Genomic DNA, 12,288 nt, shown 5'->3' on the forward strand with positions numbered 1-12,288 from the left:
CCCGTTTCCGGCCGCTCCGCAAGGCGCGGCCGTTTTCATGTCGCGAGCGCCCGAAGAGACGCCGCGATCCCGTTGGAGGCGCCCAGTGACCCAGCTTGCAGAGCCCGCGCCCTCGGCGCGGCTGCCGTTCCATCGCATCATCTCCTTTTCCTGCCTGGCGGTGCCGGCGACGCCGATCCTGCTCTTGATCGGGGTCTATCTGCCCCGCTTCTACGCCGGCCACGTCGGCGTGACGTTGGGCGCCGTGGGCGCCGCCTTCGGGCTGGTGCGGTTGATCGACATCGCCTTCGACCCCCTGGTGGGCCTGGTCATGGACCGCACCAGGACGCCGATCGGCCGCTACCGGCCCTATGTGATCGCCGCCGCGCCGATCCTGATGATCGCCATCTACAAGCTGTTCCTGCCGGCCAAGGGCGTAGGACTTTCCTACATGGTCCTTTGGCTGGTCGTGCTCTACGCCGGCAACTCCATGTACATCCTGGGTCAGGCGGCCTGGGGCGCGGTGCTGGCCACTGACTATCACGAGCGCTCGCGAACCTATGGCTGGATGCAGGCCCTGGGCGTCGCCGCCACCGCCGCCTTCCTGATGCTGCCGGCCCTGACCCACGGCAAGATCCAGCCTGGGCGCCATGACAGCATGGGCGCGATCGGCCTGCTGCTGGTCGTCACCATCCCTTCGGCCCTGGCGGCGACTCTGCTGTTCACGCCTGAGAAGATCACCCCCCAGGCTGGACGGCCGCAGTTCCGGCTCGGCGACTATGTCTCGGCCATCTCCCGGCCGGACATGCGGCGGCTGATCTTCGCCGACCTGACCCTGTCCTTCGGCACGGGCCTGACCGGGCCGATCTACCTCTTCTTCTTCCACGACGCGAAGGGCTTCGGCATCCCAGCCACCTCGAGCCTCCTGTTCTTCTACATCGCCGCCGGTCTGTTCGGCTCACCGGCCTGGGCGGCCCTGGCCAAGCGGGTCGGAAAGCCACGCACGGTGCAGGTCGCCTGCATCGCCTACGCCATCTGCCAATCGGTCCTGATGATGCTGCCCCGGGCGCAATACCTGCCCACCGCCGCCGCCATGTTCGCGGTAGGCCTTTGCGCCAGCGCCTTTGTTCCCATCGTCCGGGCGATGGTCGCCGATGTGGGCGACGAGATCCGGTTGGAGACGGCCAAGAACATCAACAGCGTGCTCTATTCCATGGTCACCACCACCCAGAAGGTCGCCCTGGCCATGGCGGTGTTCATCGTCCTGCCGGTGCTGGGCATGGCCGGCTACAACGCCGCGGAAAACGCGGTGAACACCCCCCAGGCCATTTTCGCGCTGGAGATGTGCTACCTGTTCGCGCCGATCTTCTTCGTCGCCATCGGCGCCCTGACCATGATCGGCTTCCGCTTGACGGGCGAGCGTCACGCCGAGGTGCGGGCGGCTCTCGACGCGAGGGATGCGGCGGCGATCGACATCGCAGCCTCGGAGGAAGCGATCACGGGACCGACCGCCGCGCCGAGCGCGGTCTGATCCTCAGGCGAAATACCGGCTGGGCGGCTCGCCCAGGGCGCGCTTGAACATGGTGGTGAAGGCGGCGGGGCTGTCATAGCCGAGGTCCAGGGCCACGGTGGTGACCGCCTCGCCATCGGACAGCCGCGGCACAGCCGACAGCAGGCAGGCGCGCTGGCGCCATTCGGCGAAGGTCATGCCGGTCTGCAGCTTGAAATGGCGGGTGAAGGCGCGCCGGCTCATGCCCAGTTGGCCGCACCAGGCGTCGATGGTGTCGTGCGCTGTCGGCCTGGCCACGAACCCGCGGCACAGAGCCGACAGCGTCGCCGCCGCCGGCAGGGGCAAGGACAGCGGCTGGACCGGCAGGCGCCGCAGTTCCTCCAGGATCAGGGCCATGACCAGCCCGTCGCGGGTTTCCCGCTCGTATTCCAGCGGCAGCCAGATCGCCTCCATCAGAAGGCTGCGCATCAGCGGCGTCACGCCCAGCACCTGGCACTGGCGCGGCATGTCGGCCACGGCGGCGGGCTCGAAAAACAGGCTGCGCGTATGCAGGAGGCCGCTGGAACGGACCTCGTGCGTCACGCCTGAGGGCAGCCACAGGCAGGACTGGCGCGGCACCACCCAGGCGCCGTGGTCGGTGGCCACGGTCAGCACGCCGGTCGGCCCATAGAGCAGCTGGCAGCGTCGATGGCTGTGCGGCAGGACCACATGGCCCGGTGCGAACTCGTTGCCGATGGCGATCACCGGCCGGTCGATGTGGTCGTAGGCCTCGATGGTGTTGTCGCGCATCAGTCTGGCCCAATCGCGAAAGAACAAGACCCACCGCCGATAGCGGGCCGCTCAGCCCGTTCTATCTTGCGAGCCGATCTCAGCCAAGCCGAGCCGCGTCCATGACCAGCGCTGCAGCCCCCGCCCGATCCTCAGCCGAGACCACCGCCTTTGGCGTGCTGTTCTCGCTCAGCCTCGCGCATCTCCTGAACGACATGATGCAGTCGCTGCTGCCGGCGATCTATCCACAGATCAAGGGCCAGTTTCACCTGAACTTCACCCAGATCGGCCTGGTCACCTTCACCTTCCAGCTGACCGCCTCGCTGCTACAGCCGGTGGTGGGCATGGTGGCGGACAAAAAGCCCCAGCCCTTCTCCCTGCCGATCGGCATGCTGTTCACCCTGGCCGGCCTGATCCTCCTGGCCTACACGCCGAGCTATGGCCTGTTGCTGCTGGCCGCGGCCCTGGTGGGGACCGGCTCTTCGGTGCTGCACCCTGAGGCGTCGCGGGTGGCCCGTATGGCGTCCGGCGGGCGGCGGGGCCTGGCCCAGTCGCTGTTCCAGGTCGGCGGCAATTTCGGCTCGGCGCTCGGCCCTCTGGCGGCCATGGTGGTCCTGACCTTCGGCCAGCACAGCATTTCCTGGTTCGCCCTCGCCGCCCTGACCGCCATCCTGGTCCTGTGGCGGGTGGGGATCTGGTACAAGCATCATGGCTTGGCGGTGCTGAAGCGCGCCGCCGCAGCCGGCCACGACAAGCCGCATCTGCCCAAGGGCAAGGTCGCTGCAGCGATGACCGTGCTGCTGGCCCTGATCTTTTCCAAGTACGTCTACCTGGCCAGCATCACCAGCTACTTCACCTTCTACCTGATCCACCACTTCGGCCTGTCGATCCGGAACGCCCAGCTTCACCTGTTCGCCTTCCTGGCGGCGGTCGCGGCCGGCACCCTGGCCGGCGGCGCTATCGGCGACCGCTTCGGCAGGAAGCCGGTGATCTGGTTCTCGATCCTTGGCGTTCTGCCCTTCACCCTGGCCCTGCCCTATGCCGACCTGACCTGGACCACGGTGCTGAGCGTGCTGATCGGCCTGATCCTCTCCTCGGCCTTTTCGGCGATCGTGGTCTACGGCCAGGAGCTGGCGCCGGGGCGGGTGGGCATGATCGCCGGCCTGTTCTTCGGCTTCGCCTTCGGCATGGGCGGCCTGGGCGCCGCGGCCCTGGGCGCCCTGGCGGACGCCACCAGCATCGAGTTCGTCTATCGTCTGACCGCCTTCCTGCCGGCCATGGGCGTCCTCGCGGCCCTGCTGCCGAACCTGAAGGGCGTGGCGACAGAGCCGGTGGTGATGCTGGAGGCGGCAGGTCCGGCGGAGTAGGCCCTAGTACAGCGTCGCCAGGGCGGTCCGCTCGAAGGGCTGAAGTTCGCTGTTGCGCGCCTCGCGCACCTTCACCACCCATTCGGGGTCCTGCAGCAGGGCTCGGCCGACGGCCACGAGGTCGAACTCCTCGTTTTCCAGCCGGCGGGTCAGCTCGTCCAGCGAGGCCACGCCCGCGCCCTGGCCGGCGAAACCGGCGATGAAGTCTCCGTCCAGGCCCACCGAGCCTACGGTGATGGTCGGCTTGCCGGTCAGCTTTTTGGCCCAGCCCGCGAAGTTGAGGTCCGAGCCCTCGAACTCCGGCTCCCAGAAGCGGCGCTGCGAGCAGTGGAAGATATCTGCGCCGGCCTCGGCCAGCGGGACGAGCCAGGCCGACATCTCGTCGGGCGTATGGGCCAGCTTGGCGGTGAAGTCCTGCTGCTTCCACTGCGACAGGCGGATGATCACCGGATAGTCCGGCCCGACCGCCGCGCGCACGGCCTTCAGGATCTCGGCCGCGAAATTGGCGCGCTGGGTCAGCTGCTCGCCGCCGAAGAGGTCGGCGCGCTCGTTGGTGCCGGCCCAGAAGAACTGGTCGATCAGGTAGCCATGGGCGCCGTGCAGTTCGACGGCGTCGAAGCCCAGGCGCTTGGCGTCGGCGGCGGCGCGTGCGAAGGCCGAGATGGCGTCGGCCACCTCTTCCTCGGTCATGCCTTCGCCGAACTTGTGGCCCGGGCTGGAGAGGCCCGAGGGGCTGTCATAGGGACCCGGCGGCGACCAGTTGGGGTCGCGGGAGCGTACCGCGCCCACGTGCCACAGCTGGGGCGCCATCAGCCCGCCCTCGGCGTGCACCGCGTCGATCACCCCTTTCCAGGCGGCCAGCTCGGCCTCGCCGTGGAAGCGGGGGATGTTGGGATCGTTCAACGAGGCCGGCCGCGCGACGCCCGTGCCTTCCGAGACGATCAGCCCGACCTGGTTGGCCGCGCGCCGGCCGTAATAGGCGGCGACATCCTTGGTCGCCACGCCGCCCGGCGAGAAGGATCGGGTCATGGGCGCCATGACCACACGGTTGGGCAGGGTCAGGCCTTTGAAGGAGAAGGGCTGGAACAGGGCGTCAGCGGCCATGGAAGGCTCCGGGAATGGCGATGTTCGGGCTAGCTAACCGGTGCCCCCCGGAAAGTCAGTCCAGAAAAACTACTGAGTGGCGCAGGCGATGTGCGTGGTTCGAGACGCCCGCTTGCGCGGGCTCCTCACCATGACGAGTCTTGTTGGCGCCCACCGACCCTAGTCATGGTGAGGAGCGATCCGTCAGGGGCGCGTCTCGAACCACGCACAATCCCCCGTCAGATCCCCAGGATCATCTTGGCCATGATGTTGTGCTGGATCTCGTTGGAGCCGGCATAGATCGAGGTCTTGCGATAGTTGAAATAGGTGGGGGCCGTGGGCGCGGCGTAGTCGGGGCCGGCGCGAGGCTCGTTCCTGTCGCCGCGCAGGTGGGCCCAGGTGTCCTCGACGAATGGCGCAGCGAAGATCCCGACCGCCTCCAGGGCCAGCTCGGTGATCTGCTGCTGGGCCTGGGAGCCCTCCAGCTTCAGCATCGAGGAGACCGGACCCATGGCCGCCCCGGCGGCGCGGCCCGCGAACACCTTCAGCTCGGTGGCGTTCAGGGCGTCGACCTTGATCTGCATCTCGGCCAGCTTGCGGCGAAAGTCGATGTCCTTGATCAAGGGCTCGCCGCCGTCAGAAAGCTCCGTCGCAGCGATCTTCTTTACCTTGTCCAGCATGTTGGTCAGGCCGGGGGCGTAGGCGTTGCCGCGCTCGAACTGCAACAGGTACTTGGCGTAGGTCCAGCCCTGGCCCTCCTCGCCGATGCGGTTGGCGACCGGCACCCGCACGTCCTCGAAGAAGACCTGGTTGATCTCCTGTTCGCCGTCCGGGGGCCCATCCAGGGTCGGCAGCGGCCGGATGGTGATGCCGGGGGTCTTCATGTCCAGCAGGAGGAACGAGATGCCGCGCTGGGGCCGCTCCTCTTGGTTGGTGCGCACCAGGCAGAACATCCAGTCGGCGTACTGGGCGTAGGTGGTCCAGATCTTGGAGCCGTTCAGCACATAGTCGTCGCCGTCCCGCACCGCCTTCATCGACAGGGAGGCCAGGTCTGAGCCCGAGCCCGGCTCGGAATAGCCCTGGCACCACCAGACGTCGGACGAGAGGATCTTGGGCAGGTGCTGCTTCTTCTGCTCGTCCGAGCCGAAGGCCATGATCACCGGCGCGCACATGCGCAGGCCCATGTTGCTGGTCGCCGGGGCGCCGGCCAGGGCCATCTCCATGTTGAAGATGTACTTCTGGGCGTCGTTCCAGCCCGTGCCGCCGTATTCCACCGGCCAGTCGGGCGCGATCCAGCCACGGTCGTTCAGGCGCTTCAGCCAGCGGATCTGGCCCTCATGGTCCACGTGGCCGTTCTTCGACTGCTCCAGATGCGCGCGCATGCTGTCGTCGAAGGCTTCGGCGATGAATGCGCGAACCTCGTCCCGGAAGGCGAGGTCTTCAGCTGAGAAGGCGATGTCCATGGCGATCAGCCCACCGCGTCGAGATATTCGATTTCGGGCCGGCCGGCCATGCAGGGACCCATCTTGGCGCCGGCGGCCTTGAAGTAGTCGGTGCCGCCGTGGGCCTTGAGGGCGTCGGCGTCCTTGTAGAGCTCCAGCACCTTGTAGGTCCCGGCCTCGGTGCGCGACTTGGTCAGCTGGTACATCAGGTTGCCGGGCTCGTTGGCCCGCACCTGGGCCGCCAGGCCGGTGAAGATGGCTTCGAACTCCTCAGCCTTTTCCGGCTGCACCTTGAGCACCGCAACGACGCCGATCATGGCCTTCTCCCGCCTGTCTGTAGGTTTCAAACAGATGTTAGAACGCGAACGAGACGTGGGGCAAGAGGCGGTTCAGCGCCGGCGAACAAACCTCAGCGCCGTGCGCGCCTCAGAGAAGGCGCAGACCTTGGTGTCGGCCAGCCCGAGCGGCCGCAGGGCGGCGAAGACGTCGAGATCCTTGATCCGCGCCGGCTTGCCCTTGAGCGAAATCACCCACAGGGCGCCGCGGTCGGCCAAGGCGGGGATCAGGCTCGGGGCGCGCGCCAGGTCTTCGGCGCTGTCGGCGCCATAGAACAGGAGGTCGAGGCCGCTTCGCTCGCTGGCGACCGCGATCCCGGCGGCGTCCAATTCGGCCAGGAAGCCTGGATCATCGAGGTTGTCGAGGCCGACCTTCAGGCCCGGCTTCACGCCCAGCTTATCCAACCGCCCCTTGGGCCGGGCGATCGCCTCCGCCCAGGAAACCGCGGCCTTCTCGCCCAAGGTGAAGCGGCTGCCATCGGCAAGCACCAGGTCGGCGGCCTCGGCCTTCACTCCCGCCAGGGCCTCGCCGGTGAAGACCAGCCGCTCGCGACCGCGGAAGATCAGCTTCGGCGGCTCGTACTGCAGCCGGCCCTCGTCGGACCCGCCGGCCAGAACCGCGCGAACCTGGGACTCCTTGCCCATCAGGCGCCCTTGAAACTGGGCGCCCGCTTTTCAAGGATCGCCTCGACCCCTTCCATGTGGTCCTCGGTCAGGTGCGCGATCGCCTGGGCCGCGGCGGACATCTCCATCAAGGTGTCGTAGCTGGCGGTCTGGCCCTGCTTCAGCAGTGACTTGGCCAGGCGCAGGGCGTGCGGCGGCTGCTGCGCGATCCGCTCGGCGAGCCCCACCGCCTCCTCCATCAGCTTGTCGGCCGCGACCACCCGGCTGACCAGGCCCCATTTCTCGGCCGTGGCGGCGTCGATCACGTCGCCGGTGAACAGCAGCTCCGCCGCGCGGCTCATGCCCACGGTACGCGGCAAGAGCCAGGCGCCGCCGTCGCCGGGGATCAGGCCGAGCTTGAGGAAGGTCACGCCGAACTTGGCGCCCTCGGCGGCGATGCGGATGTCGGTCATGCAGGCCACGTCGCAGCCGAGGCCGATGGCCGCGCCGTTGACCGCCGCGATCGAGGGGACCTCGAGCCCGTAGATCGAACGCACCACCCGGTGGATGTTGTTGCGATAGCCGTCGCGGATGGCCACGCCCGTGCCTGCGAAGGCGCCTTCCCGCGCCTTCATCGCCTTGACGTCGCCGCCGGCGGAAAAGGCCCGGCCGGCGCCGGTCAGCACCACGCAGCGGATTTCCGGATCGGCGTTGACCTCGTCGCAGGCGGCGCGGACCTGGTCGCCGTCACCGGGCGCGCCGAGGGCGTTCATGCTCTCCGGGCGATTCAGGGTCAGGATGGCGACGTGGCCGCGTTTTTCGAGGGTGAGAAGGGACATCGGCCGCTCCGCTGCTTCAATTTCGCGGGCAGAGAGGCAAAATCCGGCGACTTCCACAAGCCCTAACGAAAAGCCCCGCGACCGAAGCCGCGGGGCCGTGACGTCAACCTCGGATCGAGGCGGCTATTTCTTCTTCGGCGTCTGCGAGGGCGTGGTGGTCGTCGTCTGCCGGGGAACATCATACTCGCGCCGATGCGGCGCCAGCATGCCGGCGAAGGCGAATTGGATGATGGCCGAGTTCAGGGTCTGTTGGTTCATGGTCCTGCGTCTCCTTGACCAGCGGCGAAGCCAGAAAGAGACGCCCCGCGGCTCCCAGGGAAGTTGAGGCCCTCTCAGTCGTCAGCGCGTCGGATTGGATCATGACAGGATTGCGGCGGCTGGCAAGAATCCGATCCGTATCCGGATCAATTCTGCGTGCAATCCACTGACCCATGTCACTGAATTTACGGAACTTGCCTCAGAGACGCGTCACGTGGATTGACCATGCTGCGCTCCCTTTGGCGCAGCGGCGCGAAACACCCGGGTTGACGAACGGCTGCGTCTCGATTTAATTCGAAAAAATTCGAATAAACCACCAACCCAAATGCACATGCCCCAGGACGCGCTTTCACTGGCCGCCGCCGACCGGCTCCAGCCCAAGTCACCCAAGCGAGCGGCGGCGCGGGCGCGGGTCGACGCCATTCTGGACGCCGCCGACGTCCTCGCAGCCAGCCGGCCAACCGAGAGCCTCAGCCTGCCGCTGCTGGCCCAGGCGGCCGGTGTCCCCGCCTCCAGCCTCTATCACTTCTTCCCCTCCATCGAGGCCGTTCTGGTGGCGCTGGTGCGGCGTTACAACGCTGAATTGGACAGGGATATCGAGCAGTTGCTCGAAACGCTGGAAGCCGGCTCTTGGCAGGCGACGACCCGCGCCCTGTCGGCCTGCGCACGCCAATTCCACGACCGCAACCCCGTCTACGCCCGCCTGGTCCTGCGCACCGCCGCCTTCACCAGCCTTCGCCGGGCGGACGACGAACATATCCGACAGCTGGCCGAGCGTTTCCTTGAGCTGATGAACGCCCGCTTCCACATGCCCAACGCCCCGGACCTGGTCACCCCGCTCGGCGTGGCCATGGCCATCAGCGACCGCATCTGGGCGCTGCTGTCGGACGAAAATGGAAATATTTCGGATAAAGCCTTCGAGGAGTCGCAGATCGCCATGATCAGCTACCTGTCCAACTATCTGCCGCCGCAGATGGCGCTGCGCGAGGGCGCGGCATGACCCGGGCCGCGCTCCTCCTCTGCGCCGGCCTCGCCCTGGCCGCCTGTTCCAAGACGCCCAGCCGGCCGATCGAGCACGACCCGGCCAAGATCGCCGCCAACGCCGTCGCCGCCCAGCCAGCCGATCCCAAGCTCGCCGGCCTCTACGACACCTCCTGCAAGGCTTGCCATGGGCGGCCCGGCAGCGGCGCGCCCCTGGCGCTCGACCACACAGCTTGGGACTCGCGCTGGGCGCGCGGCCTGCCCTCGCTGATGCAGAGCGTGATCGGCGGCAAGGCCGGCATGCCGGCGGGTGGACAATGCTTCGCCTGCACCGAGGGCGACTACAAGGCCCTGGTCCGCTTCATGGCCGACCAGCAGGGCAGCTGAGGGGGATCAGATGAGCAAGGTTTCGAGACGCGCCCTGATGACCGGGGCGGCGGCGGTGGGGGTCACCGCGGCGGGGGCGGTCGGCTATCGCGTCTGGCGCGACCGCGAACCGACAGCCCCGGCGGCGCAGGACGCGCAAGGCCATCTCTTGTGGCGCAACTGGTCGGGCATCCGCGACTGCTACCCTGCCCAGCGCGGCGCGCCCGCCAACGAAGCCGAGCTCGCCGGACTGATCAAGACCGGCCCGGCGCCGATCCGCGCCGTAGGCGCCGGTCACTCCTTCACCGCCCTGGTCCCGACCTCGGGCCTGCTGCTGACCCTCGACCAGATGAGCGGGGTCATCAGCCACGACGCGGACAAGCTGCAAGCCACGGTTCGCGCCGGCACGCGCCTCGGCGACCTCGGCCCGGCCCTGGCCGCCATCGGCCAGGAGATGCCGAACCTGCCGGACATCAACAAGCAGTCCCTGGCCGGCGCCATGTCCACCGGCACCCACGGCACCGGCCATGGCCTGAAGGCCGTCCACGGCGAGGCCCTGTCGTTCCGCCTGGCCACCGCCAAGGGCGAGGTGATCGACTGCAGCCCGACCAGCAATCCGGACATCTACAACGCCGCCCGCGTCGGCCTGGGCGCCTTCGGCGTCCTGACCGAAGTCACCCTGCAGAACCAGCCCCTGAAGCGGATCGTCAAGCGGGTCGAGCTGCGCGATTTCGACGAGATCTGCGAGGACTGGCCCAAGGTTCGCCTGCAGCATCGCAACGCCGAGTTCTACGCCATTCCCTTTACCGGCAAGGCCGCCCTGATCACCGCCGACGTCACCGACCAGCCGGTGGTCCCGCGCGGGCCGGACGTCGACACCCAGACCCTGATGGACCTGAAGAAGCTGCGCGACCTGTTCGGCTTCGTCCCCCCGTTGAGGAAGGCTGTGGCCCAGTCCCTGATGGGCGGGATCAAGCCTGAGGTGATGGTCGACGAGGGCTGGAAGCTGCTCTCCAACGACCGGCCGGTGCGCTTCAACGAGATGGAGTTCCACCTGCCGCGCGAGGCGCAGATCCCGGCGCTGAAGGAGGTGGTGGCGGCGATCGAAAAGCACCGCAGCGACGTGTTCTTCCCGATCGAGGTCCGCACCATCGAGCCGGACGACGCCTGGCTTTCGCCCTTCTACAACCGGCCGAGCGGCTCGGTGGCCGTCCACGCCTATTACAAGGACGACTACCAGTTCCTGTTCGACCTGATCGAGCCGATCTTCCGCCGACATGAGGGCCGGCCGCACTGGGGTAAGCTCAATTCGCTGAAATACGCCGACTTCGCCACGCTCTATCCCCGCTGGAAGGACGCCTGCGCGGTGCGCGCCGAACTGGACCCCACCGGGCGGTTCCTGAACCCCTATTTGAGGAGCGTCTTCCTTGGCCAAGCCTGACGGAAAGCCTTCGCGCCGCCTGGCCCTGACCGGGCTCGGCCTGGCCGCCCTCGGCGGCGGGGTGCTCTTGGCCCGCAAGGCCGATCGCGGCGCCGGCGGGCACGACGCCTATTTCACCGGGCTCTCAAGGGCGCTGACGGAGGCGAAGCTGGTCCAGCCGACCCTGATCGTCGACCGGGCGCGACTGCGTCAGAACATCGCCGCCGTGCGCGACACCCTCGCCGGCAAAGACCTGCCCGTCCGTGTGGTGGTCAAGTCGCTGCCCTCGATCGACCTGATCGACGAGGTGGCCGCCGGCCTGGGCACGAACCGGTTCATGGTCTTCAACGCCGAGATGTTGGGCGAGATGCGCCGGCGACGGCCGGATGGCGACCTTTTGTTCGGCAAGCCCATGCCCGCGGCCGTGGCCGCGGCCTATTACGACGAGTTCGGCGTCGCCCACGGCCCGGCCGAGCCGCAATGGCTGATCGACACCCCCGAGCGCCTGGCGGAATACGCCGCCATCGCCCGGGCCAAGGCCACGGCCATGCGGGTCAATTTCGAGCTCGACGTCGGCCTGCATCGCGGCGGCTTCACGAGCCCAGAAGCCCTGGCCGCAGCGGTCGAGGCGTCGAAGGCCGAGCCCTTGCTGCAGGTCTCAGGCCTGATGGGCTACGACCCGCACGTGCCCAAGACGCCGGACCCCAAGGCCGCCTTCGCCAAGGCGCAAGGCGTCTACGCCAAGGCCATCGAGGTCTTGAAGGCCCACCTGCCCGGCGATCCGCGCCGGCTGACGTTGAACACCGCCGGCAGCCCGACCTATGCCCTGCACGCCCAGGGCACGGTGGCCAACGAGGTCTCGATCGGCTCGGCCTTCGTCAAGCCGGTGGACTTCGACCTGAAGACCCTCAGCCGCCACGTCCCCGCCGCCTTCATCGCCACCCCGGTGATCAAGGCCCTGCCGCACATGCAGATCCCCTCGATCGAGGGCCTGAGCGGGGTGATGCGGTTCTTCGACCCCAACACCGACCAGGCCTTCTTCATCTGGGGCGGCCACTGGCTGGCCCAGCCGGTCTCGCCGCCGGGGTTGCAGACCAACGGGCTCTACGGGCTATCGAGCAACCAGGAGCTCCTGACCGGCTCGAGCAAGGTGAAGCTGAAGGTCGACGACTACGTCTTCTTCCGCCCGAACCAGAGCGAAGCCCTGTTCCTGCAGTTCGGGGATCTGGCGGTGTTCGAAGGCGGGAAGATCAATGGCCGGTGGCCGACGTTTCCGGTGTCGGCCTAGCCCAGAACAATAGGTAGTTCCGCTCATCCCTGCGAAGGCGGGGATGAGC

13 protein-coding genes are annotated in these 12,288 nt (G+C 67.8%); 6 read left to right on the plus strand and 7 right to left on the minus strand.

Annotation, left to right across the window (positions count from 1 at the left end; genetic code table 11):
- The first annotated feature begins 85 nt into the window (after positions 1 to 85).
- Positions 86 to 1,510: an MFS transporter gene (locus KCG34_RS07720; RefSeq protein ID WP_211939800.1), complete on the plus strand. Its 1,425-nt coding sequence runs from the start codon at positions 86 to 88 to the stop codon at positions 1,508 to 1,510.
- 3 nt (positions 1,511 to 1,513) lie between these two features.
- Here KCG34_RS07720 and KCG34_RS07725 read toward each other — a convergent pair whose 3' ends face one another.
- Positions 1,514 to 2,278: an AraC family transcriptional regulator gene (locus KCG34_RS07725; RefSeq protein WP_211939801.1), complete on the minus strand. Its 765-nt coding sequence runs from the start codon at positions 2,276 to 2,278 to the stop codon at positions 1,514 to 1,516.
- Between the two features lie 101 nt (positions 2,279 to 2,379).
- On the opposite strand from KCG34_RS07725, the gene KCG34_RS07730 reads away from it, so the two are divergent.
- Entirely contained in the window at positions 2,380 to 3,624 is a 1,245-nt protein-coding gene (locus KCG34_RS07730) for an MFS transporter (RefSeq protein ID WP_211939802.1), read from the plus strand.
- A 3-nt stretch (positions 3,625 to 3,627) separates the two neighbouring features.
- Here the strand turns inward: KCG34_RS07730 and KCG34_RS07735 are convergent, their stop codons facing one another.
- The 6 genes from KCG34_RS07735 to KCG34_RS26000 form a co-directional block, all read right to left on the minus strand.
- Positions 3,628 to 4,728: an NADH:flavin oxidoreductase gene (locus KCG34_RS07735; RefSeq protein ID WP_211939803.1), complete on the minus strand. Its 1,101-nt coding sequence runs from the start codon at positions 4,726 to 4,728 to the stop codon at positions 3,628 to 3,630.
- A 218-nt stretch (positions 4,729 to 4,946) separates the two neighbouring features.
- Positions 4,947 to 6,170 (minus strand): acyl-CoA dehydrogenase family protein, encoded by a 1,224-nt coding sequence (locus KCG34_RS07740; protein ID WP_211939804.1) that lies wholly within the window; start codon positions 6,168 to 6,170, stop codon positions 4,947 to 4,949.
- A gap of 5 nt (positions 6,171 to 6,175) precedes the next feature.
- Positions 6,176 to 6,466, minus strand: a complete 291-nt coding sequence (locus KCG34_RS07745; RefSeq protein WP_211939805.1) for a putative quinol monooxygenase — start codon at positions 6,464 to 6,466, stop codon at positions 6,176 to 6,178.
- 72 nt (positions 6,467 to 6,538) lie between these two features.
- Complete coding sequence (locus KCG34_RS07750; protein WP_211939806.1) at positions 6,539 to 7,129, minus strand: DUF3052 domain-containing protein; 591 nt, start codon at positions 7,127 to 7,129, stop codon at positions 6,539 to 6,541.
- A complete protein-coding gene (locus tag KCG34_RS07755; RefSeq protein ID WP_211939807.1) occupies positions 7,129 to 7,926 on the minus strand; it encodes a crotonase/enoyl-CoA hydratase family protein in 798 nt (265 codons plus the stop codon). Before KCG34_RS07755 ends, KCG34_RS07750 begins: the two co-directional genes overlap by 1 nt.
- A 123-nt stretch (positions 7,927 to 8,049) precedes the next feature.
- On the minus strand, positions 8,050 to 8,184 hold the full coding sequence (locus KCG34_RS26000) for a hypothetical protein (RefSeq protein WP_256440754.1): 135 nt from the start codon (positions 8,182 to 8,184) through the stop codon (positions 8,050 to 8,052).
- 325 nt (positions 8,185 to 8,509) lie between these two features.
- Between KCG34_RS26000 and KCG34_RS07760 the strand changes: the two genes are divergently transcribed.
- The 4 genes from KCG34_RS07760 to KCG34_RS07775 are packed head-to-tail and all read left to right on the plus strand — an operon-like array spanning position 8,510 to position 12,239.
- Positions 8,510 to 9,184: a TetR/AcrR family transcriptional regulator gene (locus KCG34_RS07760; protein WP_211939808.1), complete on the plus strand. Its 675-nt coding sequence runs from the start codon at positions 8,510 to 8,512 to the stop codon at positions 9,182 to 9,184.
- A complete protein-coding gene (locus KCG34_RS07765) occupies positions 9,181 to 9,552 on the plus strand; it encodes a c-type cytochrome (RefSeq protein WP_211939809.1) in 372 nt (123 codons plus the stop codon). Before KCG34_RS07760 ends, KCG34_RS07765 begins: the two co-directional genes overlap by 4 nt.
- Positions 9,553 to 9,562: 10 nt before the next feature.
- Positions 9,563 to 10,972 (plus strand): FAD-linked oxidoreductase, L-gulonolactone oxidase family, encoded by a 1,410-nt coding sequence (locus KCG34_RS07770; protein WP_211939810.1) that lies wholly within the window; start codon positions 9,563 to 9,565, stop codon positions 10,970 to 10,972.
- The gene (locus KCG34_RS07775; RefSeq protein WP_211939811.1) at positions 10,959 to 12,239 is read left to right on the plus strand and encodes an alanine racemase; all 1,281 of its coding nucleotides are present in this window, start codon (positions 10,959 to 10,961) and stop codon (positions 12,237 to 12,239) included. Before KCG34_RS07770 ends, KCG34_RS07775 begins: the two co-directional genes overlap by 14 nt.
- Positions 12,240 to 12,288 lie beyond the last annotated feature (49 nt).

Origin of the sequence: Phenylobacterium montanum, assembly GCF_018135625.1 — a bacterium.
Classification (GTDB): domain Bacteria; phylum Pseudomonadota; class Alphaproteobacteria; order Caulobacterales; family Caulobacteraceae; genus Poindextera; species Poindextera montana.